This is a genomic window from Actinoplanes sp. NPDC026670 (assembly GCF_040638175.1).
Classification (GTDB): Bacteria; Actinomycetota; Actinomycetes; order Mycobacteriales; family Micromonosporaceae; genus Actinoplanes.
The window spans coordinates 141255-157002 of sequence record NZ_JBEZXU010000010.1 but is presented as its reverse complement, the minus strand read 5'-3'; the positions used below and the strand labels follow the sequence as shown (position 1 = coordinate 157002).

The 15748-nt window shown below is 71.1% G+C and carries 15 protein-coding genes; 5 read left to right on the top strand and 10 right to left on the bottom strand.

From position 1 onward, the window contains the following. Positions 1 to 242: 242 nt before the first annotated feature. From AB0E94_RS12905 to msrA, 3 genes are all read right to left on the bottom strand, one after another. Positions 243 to 1184, bottom strand: coding sequence for a hypothetical protein (locus tag AB0E94_RS12905; RefSeq protein ID WP_360325745.1), 942 nt, complete (start codon positions 1182 to 1184; stop codon positions 243 to 245). A gap of 66 nt (positions 1185 to 1250) precedes the next feature. After that, positions 1251 to 2102, bottom strand: a complete 852-nt coding sequence (locus tag AB0E94_RS12900; protein ID WP_360325743.1) for a helix-turn-helix transcriptional regulator — start codon at positions 2100 to 2102, stop codon at positions 1251 to 1253. A gap of 55 nt (positions 2103 to 2157) precedes the next feature. After that, positions 2158 to 2661: a peptide-methionine (S)-S-oxide reductase MsrA gene (gene msrA / locus AB0E94_RS12895; protein WP_360325741.1), complete on the bottom strand. Its 504-nt coding sequence runs from the start codon at positions 2659 to 2661 to the stop codon at positions 2158 to 2160. A 155-nt stretch (positions 2662 to 2816) separates the two neighbouring features. Here msrA and AB0E94_RS12890 point away from each other — a divergent pair, with 155 nt between their 5' ends. Further along, complete coding sequence (locus tag AB0E94_RS12890; protein WP_360325739.1) at positions 2817 to 3164, top strand: hypothetical protein; 348 nt, start codon at positions 2817 to 2819, stop codon at positions 3162 to 3164. A 4-nt stretch (positions 3165 to 3168) separates the two neighbouring features. On the opposite strand, the gene AB0E94_RS12885 is transcribed toward AB0E94_RS12890, so the two are convergent. The 4 genes from AB0E94_RS12885 to AB0E94_RS12870 are packed head-to-tail and all read right to left on the bottom strand — an operon-like array spanning position 3169 to position 5970. Beyond that, positions 3169 to 4287, bottom strand: a complete 1119-nt coding sequence (locus tag AB0E94_RS12885; protein ID WP_360325737.1) for an acetylhydrolase — start codon at positions 4285 to 4287, stop codon at positions 3169 to 3171. Further along, on the bottom strand, positions 4284 to 4619 hold the full coding sequence (locus AB0E94_RS12880; RefSeq protein WP_360325735.1) for a transcriptional regulator: 336 nt from the start codon (positions 4617 to 4619) through the stop codon (positions 4284 to 4286). Before AB0E94_RS12880 ends, AB0E94_RS12885 begins: the two co-directional genes overlap by 4 nt. Beyond that, positions 4616 to 5290, bottom strand: coding sequence for a hypothetical protein (locus AB0E94_RS12875; RefSeq protein ID WP_360325733.1), 675 nt, complete (start codon positions 5288 to 5290; stop codon positions 4616 to 4618). Before AB0E94_RS12875 ends, AB0E94_RS12880 begins: the two co-directional genes overlap by 4 nt. A gap of 32 nt (positions 5291 to 5322) precedes the next feature. After that, positions 5323 to 5970, bottom strand: coding sequence for a hypothetical protein (locus AB0E94_RS12870; protein WP_360325731.1), 648 nt, complete (start codon positions 5968 to 5970; stop codon positions 5323 to 5325). A gap of 102 nt (positions 5971 to 6072) precedes the next feature. Between AB0E94_RS12870 and AB0E94_RS12865 the strand changes: the two genes are divergently transcribed. From AB0E94_RS12865 to AB0E94_RS12850, 4 genes are all read left to right on the top strand, one after another. After that, entirely contained in the window at positions 6073 to 9048 is a 2976-nt protein-coding gene (locus AB0E94_RS12865) for a BTAD domain-containing putative transcriptional regulator (RefSeq protein ID WP_360325729.1), read from the top strand. Between the two features lie 90 nt (positions 9049 to 9138). Beyond that, positions 9139 to 9762: a TetR family transcriptional regulator gene (locus AB0E94_RS12860; protein WP_360325727.1), complete on the top strand. Its 624-nt coding sequence runs from the start codon at positions 9139 to 9141 to the stop codon at positions 9760 to 9762. An 83-nt stretch (positions 9763 to 9845) separates the two neighbouring features. Beyond that, positions 9846 to 11618 (top strand): NAD(P)/FAD-dependent oxidoreductase, encoded by a 1773-nt coding sequence (locus AB0E94_RS12855; RefSeq protein WP_360325725.1) that lies wholly within the window; start codon positions 9846 to 9848, stop codon positions 11616 to 11618. Next, positions 11615 to 13030, top strand: coding sequence for an MDR family MFS transporter (locus AB0E94_RS12850; protein ID WP_360325723.1), 1416 nt, complete (start codon positions 11615 to 11617; stop codon positions 13028 to 13030). Before AB0E94_RS12855 ends, AB0E94_RS12850 begins: the two co-directional genes overlap by 4 nt. Before the next feature lie 215 nt (positions 13031 to 13245). Here AB0E94_RS12850 and AB0E94_RS12845 read toward each other — a convergent pair whose 3' ends face one another. From AB0E94_RS12845 to AB0E94_RS12835, 3 genes are read right to left on the bottom strand one after another with little or no spacing between them, the layout of a single operon-like run. Beyond that, the gene (locus tag AB0E94_RS12845; RefSeq protein ID WP_360325721.1) at positions 13246 to 13713 is read right to left on the bottom strand and encodes a flavin reductase family protein; all 468 of its coding nucleotides are present in this window, start codon (positions 13711 to 13713) and stop codon (positions 13246 to 13248) included. After that, positions 13710 to 14696 (bottom strand): amidohydrolase family protein, encoded by a 987-nt coding sequence (locus AB0E94_RS12840; RefSeq protein ID WP_360325719.1) that lies wholly within the window; start codon positions 14694 to 14696, stop codon positions 13710 to 13712. The genes AB0E94_RS12845 and AB0E94_RS12840 overlap by 4 nt, the downstream gene beginning before the upstream one ends. Positions 14697 to 14698: 2 nt before the next feature. Next, positions 14699 to 15739 (bottom strand): LLM class flavin-dependent oxidoreductase, encoded by a 1041-nt coding sequence (locus AB0E94_RS12835; protein WP_360325717.1) that lies wholly within the window; start codon positions 15737 to 15739, stop codon positions 14699 to 14701. Positions 15740 to 15748: the final 9 nt, after the last annotated feature.

Sequence of the window (15748 nt, the reverse complement as noted above, 5' to 3'; positions counted from 1 at the left end):
GAGTGAGGCCTAAAGTCCCTACTTCTGCGGATATGCGCGGAGTTCGCCGACCGGCGTGATCAGCTATCTCACGTCGCGGCGCTGCGGTTCCGGTTGGTTGCTTGATCCGCTAGCGGTAAGGGGCGCTCAATAGCGCCTCTGCCGTGACCACCGCTGCCTCGAGTTCCGCCGAGGCGCGACGGTGACGGTGCCGGCCCGGGAGGTCTCCCGCCGGCACCGTCACTGGGGTCGCCCCCGTCCGCTCAGTGCCTGATCGCCGGAAGCGTGGTCAGGATCAGGTTGGGATCCTGTCCGGTGAGGTATCCGGCGCTGGTCACGTACGCGGTCGCGCCGCGGACCGCGACCGACGTCGGGTTCTGCAGGCCGTCGGCGGTGGTCAGCAGCGTGGTCGCCCGGCCGGCCCGGTCGATGGCGGCCACCGTGTTCTGCCCGACGAGCGCGGCGATCACCGTGCCGTCCCTGGTGATCGTGAAGTCGTCGATGCCGGTCAGTCCGGTGGCCCGGACCTCCACCGGCCCCGGCCGGCCGTGGCGCACCGGGATCCGCAGCAGCGTGCCCTGGTCGAGGTTGGTGGCCCAGACCGCGCCGTCGCGGACCTTGATGCCGTTGACGCCCAGGAAGCCGGTCGACGCGAGTTCCGGCGCCGACGACCACACCGTCGCCGGGCCGCCGGACTGCCGCACCGCCGAGATGGTGCCGTGCACCGAGTCGGTGATGTAGAAGGTCCGGCTGTGGTCGTCGAAGGCGAGCCCGTTGGGCAGGCCGTCGGCCGGCAGGGCGGCGATCCGCTGCGGTGCGCCGCCGGGCCGGAGCCGGTACAGGCCGGTCGAGGTGGCGTCGCCGCTGGCGTACAGGAAGTACAGGGTGCCGTCCGGGTGCCGGACGATGCCCGTGGTCAGGGCGAACCCGAGCACCGGCGCGCCGGCGCCGCCGGCCGGGGCGGGCAGCGTCGCCAGGATGCGGACCGTTCCGGCCCGGCTGATCGCGGCGACCTGGCGGGCGCCGGCGAACGTGACGTAGGCGGTGCCGTCCGGTGACAGCACGATGTTCTCCGGCATCTGGCCGCCGGCCAGATCGAAGTGCACCGCGATCCGGGTACCGGCGACAGCCTCGGCCGCCGACGCCGGGCCGGTGCTCAGCACCGTCACCACCGCGAGTCCCGCAGCGATCATGTTCTTGCGCATCTGAAGTCCTTTCGGGCGCACGGATTCGCCGCGCCCGGTCCGGGCGCGGTCACAGGGGTGTGGAAGTCAGCGAGTGCCGGCGGCGTGCATCAGCAACGTCATCGCTGCATGTGACGGGGAGCCCGCCTCGGTGGTGGCGACCACCACGTTCTGGCCCGGCTCGGTACGCAGGCTCTGCTGGGTGACACTGAGCAGCCCGACCAGCGGGTGCCGCATCTCGTACACCGGTTCGCCGCCGGATTTGACCCGGTGCGCGGCCCACATCCGGCTGAAATCCGGGCTCTTGACCGACAGTTCGCCGATCAGCGCGGCCAGCGCCGGATCGTCCGGGTGCTGACCGGACGCCATCCGCAGGGTGCCGACGACGGCCCGGGCCTTGGCCGCCCAGTCGACATACAGGTCGCGGGTGTGCGGGTCGAGGAACACCAGGTGCGCCATGTTGGGCCGGGTCTCGGCCCGCTGCGGGGCGCTGCGGTCGAGATGCCCGGCGAACAGGGCGTGACCGGCCCGGTTCCAGGTCAGCACGTCACTGCGCCGGCCCAGCACGAGCGCGGGCACCTCGCCCAGCGCCGTGATGAGCTGGCGTACCGCCGGGGTGACCCGCTCGGGCACGGCCCGGCGGGCGGCCGGCCGACGGCGGGTGCCGTCGGCCAGGTCGTGCAGGTGCCGGCGTTCGGTCTCGTCGAGGCGCAGCGCCCCGGCGAGGGCGTCCAGCACCTCGGCCGAGGCGTTCGACGACTGCCCCTGTTCGAGCCGGGAGTAGTAGGAGGAGCTGACTCCGGCCAGCAGCGCCAGCTCTTCCCGGCGCAGCCCGCTCACCCGCCGCCGGTCGCCGTAGGTCGCCAGGCCGACGTCCTCCGGTTTGAGCTGCGAGCGGCGGGTCTGCAGGAACTCGCCGAGCTGTCGTTTCGCGTTCACATCAGGAAGTATTCGGCGGTCCGTGGCCGCCAGCCACACCCTGCGAGGGAGACCCTCACCCGTTGCGGCGGGGCAGCTTCCAGTCCGGCCGGGGGAAGTGGCAGGTGTAGCCGTTCGGGATGCGCTCCAGGTAGTCCTGGTGCTCCGGCTCGGCCTCCCAGAACGCTCCGGCCGCGGTCACCTCGGTGACCACCTTGCCCGGCCACAGCCCGGACGCGTCGACGTCGGCGATGGTGTCCTCGGCGACGTGTTTCTGCTCGTCGCCGTCGTAGAAGATCGCCGACCGGTAGCTGTCGCCGATGTCGTTGCCCTGCCGGTTCAGGGTGGTCGGGTCGTGGATCTGGAAGAAGAACTCGAGCACCTCCCGGTACGACGTGACCGCCGGATCGAAGATGATCTCGATGGCCTCGGCGTGGCCGGCGTGGTTGCGGTAGGTCGCGTTGTCCACGTGGCCGCCCGTGTAGCCGACCCGGGTGGTCAGCACCCCGGGACGCTTGCGGATCAGGTCCTGCATCCCCCAAAAACAGCCACCGGCCAGAACCGCCTTCTCGGCAGCCATCGTGCACCCCTCTCGTCGTCGTGCCCGTCCAGCATGCCCGATCAGGTTCCCGGGCCGCCGCCGGCGTCGTCCGCACCATGGGAAACAGTGTTCCGGCGAAAACGTCGAGCGGATTGGCTGACGCTCGGTTTGTGTATCGCGACTAGATTGCTGTCATGTCAGTGTTCGACCGCGGCACGGAGTATCTCAGCGTGTTGCGAAGGTGCGGGGCGGCCACCACGGTGACCGACTCCGAGTTCACCATTCTCCTGACTCAGCGATACCGGCTGGGCACTCCCCTGCGCGATGTCGAATGCGAACTGGCGTCCGAGCACACCGAAAGCCATATCGCTTTCGCGATGGCGGCCGACAACGGTGAGCAGTGGTGGTGGGTCCGATGGAATCCGTTGGTCCACGAGGTCGCCGCCCTGGAGATCTGTCCGGCGGTGTCCGGGCCAGGCCAGGACGACTGCCTGCTACCGAAGGGTCATGCCGGCGGGCACAGCTTCGACTTCCTGCTCTGAGCGGTCAGCGATTGAACCGTACCTCCGGAAACGCCTTGTCCGGTCCGTCGAGCAGACGCTGCCGCCGGCCGCGCAGGTGTTGTTCGAAGAACGCGAGCGGATAGGCCTGCTGGATCCGGACCGCGCGGTCCGGGGCTAGGGTGCCGATCCATCCGGTGAGTTCTTCGTCGCTCATGCCGAGGATGTCGGCCAATTGCGGAATCAGCCATTGGTGATCGATGTATGACGAATGCACCGCCCCTTCGGCTCGCACGTCGAGTTTCCATCCGCGCAGGCACTGTTGCCACACTTCGTCGACACTCGGCTCGGCGTCCCGGGTGTTGTCGGCGGTCATCAGCATGAACGGTCTGTCGATCACGTCGACGGGTGGCTGCGCCTGCATCGGGCCGTCCAGGGCGAGCCCGGCCCGGACGCGCCTGTCGGCGTTCATTGTCACAGCGGTCGCGGTGGCGCCCTTGGACCACCCGGCCATGCCGACCCGGCGCAGGTCGAGGGCGGTTCCGAGACCGGCCGGCAGGGGCCGGCACCCGGCGTCGGGGTTGCGGCCGGCGACGATGTCCTCGATCCGGTCGAGCACGAAGCGGACGTCGTCGCTGTGGTCCCACGGCGTGTAGCCGATCTCCTCGGAGGGCACCGTGAGCCGGCCGTCGGGGAACTCGCTGTACGCGTCGTAGGTGGTGTCCACGGTGACCACGGCGAAGCCGTGACTGGCGAGTTCCTGAACGATGATCGTCGCCTCGGCGCGGGTGCTGTTGTTGCCGTGCGAGTAGAGGATCACCGGCAGTCTCTCGCGGGTCCGCAGCACGGGCGCGCCGAGGCGGGCGGCGGTGATCGGGGCGGCCGCGGTGTCGGCGCCGAAGTCGCCCGAGTCGAGCAGGGCCCGCCAGGCAGCGGTGGGCAGCCATGGCGCCCGTGGATGCGCGGAGGCTCCGGCCGGATACCAGACGCTGGCCATCAGATCCCGGGACCGGCCGGTCAGGTGCAGCGGCACGGTGCCGATGCGGTGCGGGCCGGTGGGCCGGGGCAGGGCGAGCCGTGGTGCGGCGGCTGCGGCCGGGTCGATCGGCAGCGCGGCGAGGGTGGCGGCGGCGAGCAGGGCACGGCGGGACAGGGTGACGTTCACGGGGCCTCCCGGATGGTTTCGACGCGTGCGATGAGCTGCTTCAACCTGTCGATCTCGGCGGCCAGCGCGGCGTCCCCGGCGGCCGTGAGGGTGATCCAGGTCCGGCCGCGCTTACCCTCGTACCCCTTCTCGATCTCGACCAGACCGGCCGTCTCCAGCACGCCGAGGTGCTGGGAGAGGTTGCCCGCGGTCAGCTGGAGCTGGGTCCGCAGGTAGCCGAACTCGACCTTGCGGGCCTCGTGCGTGATGGTCAGGATGCCGAGCCGGACCCGCTGGTGCACCACGTCGTCGAGCCCGGTGACCGGGTGTGCGCCGGGCGCCTCGGCGGTCATCGGCGCCACCGCCGGGCCAGGGCGAACACGGCCGCGCCGAGCAGCAGCACCACGCCGTTGAACACCTGCTCCGGGACGAAGGCGCCCCGGCCGTTGGCGCCCATCAGCCAGTCGGCCCGGATCGGGGCCAGCACCGCCGCGAGGTAGACGACGGTGAAGGCGAGCAGGCCGGGATTGCGCTCCAGCCAGGCCAGCACCAGCAGTGCGATCCCGATGGTGCCGGCCGGCGCGACCAGCCGGTCCAGGGCCAGCGTCCACTCCGCCTGTGGCACGGACTGCGGCTGGAGGTCGACCCAGATCCGGAACACGACCCAGACCACGACGTAGAGCAGGGCCAGGGCGGCGCCGGTGTACGCATACGGCAGCACCCGGGCGCCGACACCACGGGACCTGGCGATCCGCACATACCAGTACGCGATCGCCGTGTAGGCCAGCAGCAGGGCGGGCGGCCAGAACCAGACCACCCCGTCGCGGGACAGCCGGCACCAGTCGTCGGTGCACTGCACGTCCATCCCGTAGTAGTCGGCCGGGATCGCCAGGAACGTGACGACGGCCAGCACGAGCAGGGCGGCCCAGGTGACGCGCTGGTCGCGGCGCACCCGGTGGGCGAGGGCACGTGTGTCGGACAGCAGCCGGCGAGGGTCCTCGCCGGGCAGCGCTTCAGTAGTCATGCCAATAGGTTTCCATAACAAACCGATTGGCGCTAGTGCACCAGCTCCGGAGTGCGGACCCGCAGCAGCACCACCGCGAACGCCACCAGCCATCCACTCCACAGCACGTAACCGATGAAGTTGGCGAAATCGACGCCCGGCACCTCCAGCGGCGACACCACCCCGGCCGCGATCAGCACCGCGGACAACCCGCCGAGCAGTGTGAACCAGCGGCCGGCGATGGTCCCGCCGATGGCCACCAGCACGAGGATCGTCCAGGCGGCGGTCAGCGCGTACCCGAGGGTCTCGCCGATCAGCGTGCCCAGAATGTGGTGGGCCGTCGCGAAATCGTCGGTTGCCCCGTCAGCCGCGAAACCGGGCACCAGCAGCGGCCAGCGGGCCAGCCCGATCACCTGGACCACGGCGGCCGCGACACCGACCGGAACGGCCGCACGCATCGCGGCCGACCGGGACAGCCGCCCGACACCTATCGCGATCGGCGCGAACAGCGCGGCGGACAGTGCCAGCACGGTGAACCACCCGACGATCGCGCCCTGCTCGGCCCGGAACGCGGTGAGGATCTCGCCGACCGGCTTCTTCAGCACATCGGGATAGTCGAACACCGATCCGAGCACGGTGAACGCGACATTGGTCAGGACGGCGGCGAGGATCAACAGGCAGGCGGTCAGCTTGCGGTTCATTCTCAAAACCTTTCGGGGGGTACGGGTGAAGCCGCCCCCAGCCTGGCGAAAGGCGCTGACGCGGCACTGACGCGAGGCTGCGCCCGGCCCTATGCTCGCCTCGTGCTGACCGTGGCGATCCTCGGGCCGGTCGAGGTGCGCCGCGACGGCGAACTGCTCGCCGTGCCCGCCGGCCGGACCACCGAGGTGCTGGTCCGGCTCGCGATCGAGGCGGGCCGGCCGGTGCGGGCGGCCGCCCTCATCGAGGACCTGTGGCCGGGTACGGTCGGCGTCGCCCCGAACTCACTTCAGGCGAAGGTCTCCAAACTGCGCCGGGTGCTCGGTGATCCGGGGCTGGTCAGCTCGGACGGGCGCACCTACACGCTGCACGTCGACCCGGCCGACGTGGACGCCCTGGCGGTTCTGGACGGGCCGGCCGATCCGGTGGCGGCGCTGGCCATGTTCCGGGGCGAGTTGCTGCCCGCGGCCGGCGGGTGGGCCGACCCGTGGCGGGCGCGCCTCGAGGAGGCCCGGCTGCGGCTGACCGAGGAGAACGCCCCGGCGACCGTGGCTGAGCTGCGTGAACTGGTGGCGGCTCACCCGTACCGCGAAAGGTTTTGGGAGCTTTTGATCACCGCCCTTTATCAGGGCGGCCGTCAGGCCGACGCTCTCGCCGCCTACCGGGAGGTCCGGGCGCTGCTCGCCGGCGACCTCGGGCTGGATCCGGGGCCGGGCCTGCGCGAGCTGGAGAGCCGGATCCTGCGGCACGACGCCACGCTGCGCCCACCCGCCGGGAATCTGCCGGTCACCGGCGGCGACCTGATCGGCCGGCACGACGACCTGACCGAACTGGGCGCGCTGATCAAGGAGGAACGCCTGGTCACGGTGACCGGACCGGCCGGTGTCGGCAAGACCCGGCTCGCGATCGAGGTGGCCCGGCAGGCCGGCGGCGCCTGGCTGGTGCGCCTGGAGAACGCCCGCCCGGCGACGATCTGGCCGACCGTCGGCGAGGCACTCGGCCTCAGCGAGGCGACCGCCGAGATGGTCCTGGCCAGGCTGCACGGCCTCGACCCGCTGGTCCTGCTGGACAACTGCGAGCACCTGGCCGACGAGTCGGCCGCCGTCGCCGACCGGCTCCTGGAGTCGGTGCCCGGCCTGCGGATCCTCGCCACCAGCCAGGCGCCGCTCGGCACCGCGGACGAGGCCGTCCACGTGCTGCGGCCACTGCCGCTGCCGGATTCGATGGCCCTGTTCCGGCGGCGGGCCACCCGGCAGCGACGGACGTTCCAGGCCGGCGACGACGTCGTCGAGGCGCTGTGCCAGGCCCTGGACGGGCTGCCGCTGGCCATCGAGCTGGCCGCCGCCCGGGCCAAGGCACTGTCCGCGCCGGAGATCGCCCGCCGGCTCGACGACAGGTTCGCCCTGCTCAACGACCCGACGAGCCGACGGCCGGCCCGGCAGCGCACCCTGCACGCGGCCCTGACGTGGAGTCATGACCTGCTGTCGGCGGACGACCAGCGCGGCCTGTGGGGCCTGGCGTGGTTCGCCGGGGGCGCCGGCCTGGACGCGGCCGAGCACGTGCTGGCTGCCCTCGACGTGCCCGCTCCGCTGGCCCTGGACGTGATCACCCGGCTGGTCGACAGGTCCCTGGTGACCGTCGACGAATCCCCGGACGGCCGGGTCCGCTACCGGCTGCTCGACAGTGTGCGGGCCTTCGCCCGGCAGCGGCTGCCGTCGCCCGAGGTCGCCGGCCGGGCCCACGCCGAGTGGTTCGCCGCGGCGGCCGCCGGCGCCGCCATCGGGCTGCGCGGGCAAGATCAAGGTCAACATCTCGCTCTGGTACGGACCGAGCGCGCCGACATCGAAGCCGCGCTCGCCTGGACGGCTGCCCATGACCCGGCGCTCGGGCTGCGAATCGCGAACGGATTCGGGTGGGCGTGGGTGTTCCTCGGCGGCGGACGGGACGCGGCGGCCAGACACCGGGGCGCTCTCAACGCCGCCACCAGGCCCGGGACCGCCCTGGACGCGGCGGACGGAGCGGCGGTGCCGGACCGGGTCGAGGGGCTGCTGTTCACCGGCTGGTTCGAGGCGTCCGGTGGCGACCTGGCCCGCGCCGAAGCCGGGATGCGCGAGGCGATCGCCCTGGCCGACACCCCGCGCCTCCGGGCCCGCGCCCACCTGTTCCTGGCGTTCGTGCACAGTCAGCAGGGCCGCCCGGCAGATGCCCTGACCGCGCTGGCCGCATACCGTGCCCCGACCGCTCTCTCCACCGACCATTCCTCGGCCGCTCTCTCCACCGGCCGAGCCCCGGACGCCGACGCACGGGAGGGCGGCGCGGCTTGGGAGGGCGGCGCGGCCTGGCTGCTCACCGCCTGGGCCTCGCTCGCTCTCGGCGACGTCACGGCCGGCCGGCAGGCCTGCGTCGAAGCCGTCCGGCAGCTCGAACCGACCGGTGACGCCTGGGCCCTGAGTCACGCCGAAGGCCTGCTCGGCGGGCTCGCCCAGGCCGAACACCGGTTCGCCGACGCGGTCGCCCACCTGTCCCGGGCGGCCGACGCGGCGGGCGCCCTCGGTTTCGCCGCGGCGAGCGCCCTGCACCTGACCAACCTCGGCCGCGCCCAGCACCAGCAGGGCGACATCGCCGCCGCCAAGGCCACCCTGACCCGCGCCGCCGATGACGCCTACACCGCCGGCGACCTGCGGATCGTGGCCCTGGCCCGGGTGCGGCTGGCCCGCATCCTGCGCGCCGAAGGCGACCTCGGCGAGGCGGAATCCCAGGTTCGCACAGCTCTGCACTGGTATGCGACGGCCGGTGGCGGTGACGGCGAACGCCTGGCCGCCCACCTGTCCGCCGCCCTGGCCGCCGACCGTGGCGCCCCGGAGGCGGGCGCCGGACTGGATCAGGTCCTGGCCGCGGCCCGGGCCGCCGACGACACCGAGATCGCCCTGCTCACCCTGGACCGGCTGGCCCGGCTGCGGTTCGACCCGGAGCTCGCCGCCCAGGCCGACGCCCTGCTCCCGGCCGTCCGCCACCTGGTCACCGACGCTGATCGCTTCGATCGCTCAGCCGTACCCTCGGTTTCCAAACGCTTGGCGTAAAGCTCGCTGGAGGCCCGCAGCGTGTCGCCGTCCGCGGTTCGGATCTATCCTGGCCACCACCGCCCAGCCCAGTGCACCCGGAGTCCGCAGTTGACCAGTCCCGTCCGTCGCCTACGCGTCGACCAGGTCGAACAGACCCGTAACGGGCTGCTCGACGCGGCCGAGCGGCTGTTCGCCGAGCACGGCGTGTCGAACGTCTCCAACCGGCAGATCAGCGAGGCCGCCGGGCAGGGCAACGTCACCGCGGTCAGCTATCACTTCGGCGCGAAATCCGATCTGGTCCGGGCGATCATCGCGCGGCACGCCACGCCGATGGAACAGATCCGCAAAACCCTGATCGATGAGTACGGGCAGAGCACCGCCCTGCGTGACTGGGTGACCTGCACGGTGCGCCCGATCACCGACCACCTGATCGCGCTGGGCAGTCCGAGCTGGTACGCCAGGTTCGCCGCGCAGGTGATGACCGAGCCGACGTTGCGGCAGCTGGCCGGGGCCGAGTTCGGGGCCGACGCGAGGCTGCACACCGTCCACGACCGTCTGCACGCCTGTCTGCCGCACCTGCCGTCCTCGGTCCGCCGGGAGCGGGACAGCATGGCCCACACCCTGATCGTGCACTTCTGCGCCGAGCGGGAACACACCACCGACCCACCCTGGCCCGCCATCGCCGAGGCCCTGATCAGCGCAGTCGAGGGCCTGTACCGGGCCCCGGCCTGAACGGTCCACATCGGCCAGTGCGCTGGGCCACAGTTTAAGTCATTCAGTTGATTTAAATTGAGCGGTTCGGTTGGCTCCTCGGCATGTCCCCCACGCCACACCGCTACCGGCCCGAGGAGATCGAGGCGCTGCGCGCCAAGTACCGGGCCGAGCGTGACCGCCGCATCCGCCCCGACGGCGCCACCCAGTACCGCCGGGCGGCGGGCGAGTTCGGCTACTACGCCAAGGATCCGTACACGCCGTTCCAGGAGCGTGCGCCCCGCACCGACCGGGTCGACGCGGTGGTCGTCGGCGGCGGGTTCGGCGGGCTGCTCACCGGCGCCCGGCTGCGGCAGGCCGGCGTGCAGCGGATCCGGATGATCGACGAGGCGGGTGACTTCGGCGGCACCTGGTACTGGAACCGCTACCCCGGCATCCACTGTGACATCGAGTCGATGGTCTACCTGCCGCTGCTGGAGGAGGTCGGTTACGTCCCGAAGTGGCGCTACGCCCCGGGCGAGGAGATCCGGCAGCACTCCATGGCCATCGCGCGGCGCTTCGACCTGTACGACGACACCATGTTCCAGACCCGGGTCACCGAGCTGCGCTGGGACGACGACGACGCCGAGTGGACCGTCACCACCGACCGCGGCGACGTCTTCCCGTCCCGCTACGTGGTGGTCTCCTCAGGCACCCTCACGAGCCCGAAACTGCCCGGCATCCCGGGCATCGAGACGTTCCGCGGGCACACCTTCCACACCAGCCGCTGGGATCACGGCTACGACCTGTCCGGTAGGCGGATCGGTGTGATCGGCACCGGCGCGACAGGCATCCAGGTCGTCCCGGAGATCGCCAAGGAGGCCGGTCACCTCTACGTCTTCCAGCGCACCCCGTCGAGCATCGACGTCCGCGACAACCGGCCGATCGACCCGTCGTTCGCCGACTCGCTGAAGCCGGGCTGGCAGCAGGAGCGGATGGAGAACTTCCTGACCCTCATCACCGGCGGCCACGTCGACGAGGATCTGGTCGGCGACGGCTGGACGGCGACCGCCCGGCTCCAGCGCCAGATGCTCACCGGCTCGGTCGACAACACCCTGTCCGCTGAGGAACGTGACTACCTCGACGAGCTGGCCGACTTCCGCAAGATGGACGAGATCCGCGCCCGGGTCGACACGGTGGTCGACGACCCGGCCGTGGCGGAGCTGCTCAAACCCTGGTACCGGTACATGTGCAAGCGGCCCGGGTTCAGCGACCACTATCTCCAGACGTTCAACCGGCCGAACGTGACCCTGGTCGACACCGCCGATCACGGTGGCGTCACCGCGATGACCTCGTCCGGCGTCGTCGTGGGCGATCGGGAGTATGAGGTCGACTGTGTCGTCTTCGCCACCGGTTTCGAGGTCGGGATCTCCGGTGTCGTGTCCGGCACTCTGCCCGTTCTCGGGCGCGGTGGGATGCCTCTGCTCGGCCACTGGCGCAACGGTCCCCGTACCCTCCATGGATTTTGCAGTAATGGTTTTCCGAATCTTTTCCATCTCGGCTCGTTGCAGAACGCGGCGAGCGTCAACTTCGTGCATGTGCTCCAGGAACAGGCCACCCACATCGGCGCGCTGGTCGCCGAGGCCGGAAAACGCGGCGCGAAACGTATCGAGCCGACCGCCGAGGCCGAGCAGGCGTGGGTCGACACGATCCGCGCGCACGCGATGGACAATTTCCAGTTCCAGGCCGATTGCACGCCCGGCTACTACAACGGCGAGGGAAGGCCACGTCCGGTGAACAATTCGTTCGGTCCCGGCCCGGTCGTCTTCCACGACCTGCTGCGCGCCTGGCGAGCCGACGGCGGCATGGACGAGGTGCTCCCCGCGGAGTCGCGATGAGCGGCATTCTCAAGGCGCTGACCGGGCTGCTGCTGGCCCTGTTCATCTCCACCCTGGCCAGCACCGTGGTGTCCACCGCGCTGCCGCGGATGCTCGCCGACCTGGACGGCACCGCCACCCAGTACACGTGGGTGGTCACGGCGACCCTGCTGGCGGCGACCGCGGCCACCCCGATCTGGGGCAAACTCGCCGACCTGTTCAGCAAGAAGAACCTGATCCAGATCGCCACCGTGGTGTTCATCGCCGGGTCGGTCGCCTCCGGTCTCGCGCAGAACGCCGAGCAGCTCATCGCCGCCCGCGCGGTCCAGGGCGCCGGGGTCGGCGGGTTGCAGGCGCTCGTGCAGATCGCGATCGCCGCGATGATCCCGCCGCGCGAACGGGGCCGCTACGCCGGATACCTCTCCAGCGTCACGTCGGTGTCGACGATCGGCGGGCCGCTGCTCGGCGGGTTCATCGTGGACACGTCGTGGCTGGGCTGGCGGTGGTGCTTCTTCATCGGGGTGCCGTTCGCGCTGCTCGCGCTGGTCATGCTCCAGCTGACCCTGCGGCTGCCGGTGACCCGCCGTGACGACGTGAAGATCGACTACTGGGGCGCCGCCCTGATCACCGGCGGCGTCAGTCTGCTGCTGATCTGGGTGTCGTTCGTCGGTGACGCGTTCGCGTGGGGGTCGTGGCAGACCGCGGCCATGGTCAGTGGCACGCTGGTCCTGCTGGGGCTGGCGGTCGTGGTGGAGCAGCGGGTGCCGGAGCCGGTCGTACCCCCTCGGATTCTGCGGAGCCGGACCACCGCCCTGGCCATTCTCGGCAGCCTCGCGGCCGGCACCGCGATGTACGGCGCAGCCGTCTTCCTGAGCCAGTATTTCCAGGTCACCCGGGGGCACACGCCCACCGAGGCGGGGCTGCTGACGATCCCGATGATGGCCGGAATCCTGGTGTCGTCGCTGGTCGCCGGGCGGATGATCAGCCGCAGTGGCCGGCTCAAGCCCTACCTGATCACCGGCGCGACCAGCCTGACCGCCGGTTTCGCGATCCTCGGCCTCCTCGACGCCGGCACCCCGCTGCCGTTGATCGGCGCCGCGATGATCCTGATCGGCGCCGGTGTCGGCATGACCATGCAGAACTTCGTCCTGGTCGTACAGAACACCGTCGCCCTGACCGACATCGGCGCGGCGAGCGCTACCGTGGCGTTCTTCCGTTCGCTGGGCGGCACGATCGGGGTGGCCGTGCTCGGCGCGATTCTGGCCCGTCAGGTGGCCACCGGCACCTCCTACGGCGACGCCACCGGCCACATCTTCGCCGTCTCGGCCGGGGTGGCCGTCCTCGGCATCCTCGCCGCCGCCCTGCTCCCGCCCATCACCCTGCGCACCAGCCTGGACAAACCGGCAACCGCCGGGACCGCCAGCCGTCGCTGAACACCGGAATACAAGCCGCATTACCGCGCTGGGCGACGGCCGAGACCGCCAGCCGTCGCTCACCACTGGAATGCGAGCCGCATTACCGCGCTGGACGACGGCCGAGACCGCCAGCCGTCGCTCAGCACCGGAATGCGAGCCGCATTACCGCGCTGGGCGACGGCCGAGAGCCCGAGCCGTCGCTCAGCACCGGAATGCGGGCGGGTTTACCGCGCTCAGCGACGGCTGGTGGTCCTGAAGGCGCGCCGGAAGTAGACCAGCGGCGGCGACTCGCTGCGATCGGCGGCCAGGACCTGACCGAGGACGATGACGTGGTCGCCGCCGTCGAACAGGTCGGTCACCTCGCACGCCAGCCACCCGGGTACGCCGTTCAGGCGGGGCACACCGTGTTCGGTGGTCCAGTCCACGTCGTGGAAACGCGATGTGCCGGACCGCGCGGCGAAGGTGGTGGCGAGTCCGGCGTGGGATGCGCCGAGCACGTTGAGGCCGAACCGGTTCGAGTCGCGGACACGGGCCAGCAACTCGGAGGTGCGGGCCAGCGAGACCAGCACCATCGGCGGGTCCATCGACAGTGAGGCGAAGGCGCTGACCGTGGTGCCGTGCGGCTGGTCACCGGTCATTGTGGTGACGACGGCGACCGGGGTGGCCACGGCGGCCATCACCTCCCGGAAGTCGGCGATCACGTCGGCAGGCGGAGCAGTTTGGCCGCCCGCACGTCGAGGATCTGGTGTTTCTCCTCGTCGGACAGGTACGGCGAGTCCTCGATGTAGCGGACCGCCTCGGTCAGGCCGGCGAAGATGGCGTCACTGCCGAGCAGCAGCCGGTCGGTGCCGAAGCTGTGCTGAACGAGGAACATCACCTCCGGCACGTCCTGGAACGCGGTGTCGTACCAGAAATCCTTGAGCAGTCCCATCGGGTCGGCCCGGTCGATGGGCAGGTCGTCGATCCAGGAGAAGAAGTTGCGGCCGACGGCCGCGACGGCGCTCATCCGGATGCCGCGGAACATGTTCACCTCGTGGCGTTTCCACAGCAGCGGCAGGGTGCCGCCGCACATCGCGAAGATGAACGTGAGCTGCGGATATCTGGTGGAGATGCCGGAGAAGGCAATACGTACGGCCGCCGCCGCGACCTGGGTCGGGCTGCCGTACGCCATGTTGAGCCCCCACTCGGCCAGCCCCGGATGGCACGAGCTGTGCGCGCCGACCGGATGCACGTAGACGACCGCTGACCGTTGCGCGAGCGCCGCCCAGAACGGCTCGAACTCCGGGTCGTCGAGCGGCCGGCCGTCGAACGAGCAGGGCAGCGCGATCCCGGCCATGCCCAGGCCGTCGAGGGCACGGACGGCTTCGGCGACCGCCCGGTCCACCCAGGGCAGCGGCACACTGGCGAACGCCGCGAACCGGCCGCGGTAGCGGGTGACGACATCCGCGTACACGTCGTTGATGTGCCGGCAAGCTGTGGTGTCGCCGTCCGGGTCGCCGACGTGGGTGTCGAGCCCGATCGCGGACAGGATCTGCACGTCGACCCGGTTGGCGTCCATCTCGGCGACCCGTTCGTCCAGGTCGTCGCGCTGCCGCCCGGCGTGGGCCAGGTCGCGGCGGCCGAGGGCGACGAGCTCGTCGAGGTAGGAGGCGGCCCAGTAGTGGGCGTGCACGTCGATGCGCATGTTCAGAACCTCTGCGGTTTGAGGGCGGGCAGGACCTCGTCGCGGAACAGCGCGAACGAGGCGTCGACATCGGGCGGCAGTGAGGTGCCGACGGTGAAACGGACGTTGAGGTGCTGGATCTCGGCGTCGGCGTACGCCTGGATCTGTGCCGTGACCTCGTCCGGGGTTCCGGCGATGATCCAGCTCTGCACGTGTGCGGCGTTGCGGTCGGCGACGTCGGCGGTGGACAGTTCGCGCAGCGACCGGCGGTCGGTGGTGCGGTCCATCATCGGGTTGCGCCCGGCGAGACGTTCCGCGCGTTCCCAGGCCTCTTCGCTGCTGGCGCCCACGATCACGTGCCTGGTGACGAGCGATTTGCGGGCCGCGTCACCGGAGTGCCCGGCCGCGGCGAGCCCGTCCCGGTGCCGGGCGAGCAGACCGGCCGCGACGTGCGGCAGGCACGGCCCGAGAAACAGCGGCAGACCCTGCCGGGCGATGCCGTCGATCTTCTCCGGCGTGTTGGTGCCGACCGCGATCTGCGGACCACCCCGGCGGTACGGCGTGGGCATGAGCCGCCCGATCAGGGTGCCGGTGTCCCACTTGGTGTTAAGGTCCAGCGGCATGTCGCCCGGCTGGTGCGCGAAGATCGCCTGGAGCAGGGCGAGTTTGCTGTCGAAGGCGGCCGGCCGGTCCTCCGGGTCGACGCCGAAGACCTCGAACTCCGGCGCCGGCCCACCGCGCCCGGCCGACACGCCGAGCAGGAACCGCCCGTTGAGCAGGTAGTCGACGATCGCCGCGTGTTCGGCGAGCCGCAGCACGGGCCGCAGCGGCAGCGGCACGATGGTGGTGCCGAACCAGCAGTCGCCGAGCACCGGCGCGAGGCGGGCGGCCATCAGGAACGGGTCGCAGTACGGCTCGTACCCGTTGAGGTGCTGTTCTCCGAAGGTGACCATCGCGAACCCGGCGGCCGCGGACTCCTCGGCCTGCCGCAGACAGAGGTCGATCATGGGGCCGTCGTGTGCCGGTGACAGCGACAGCGGTCCGAGGAAGTTCGACAGATACACAGGGGGTCC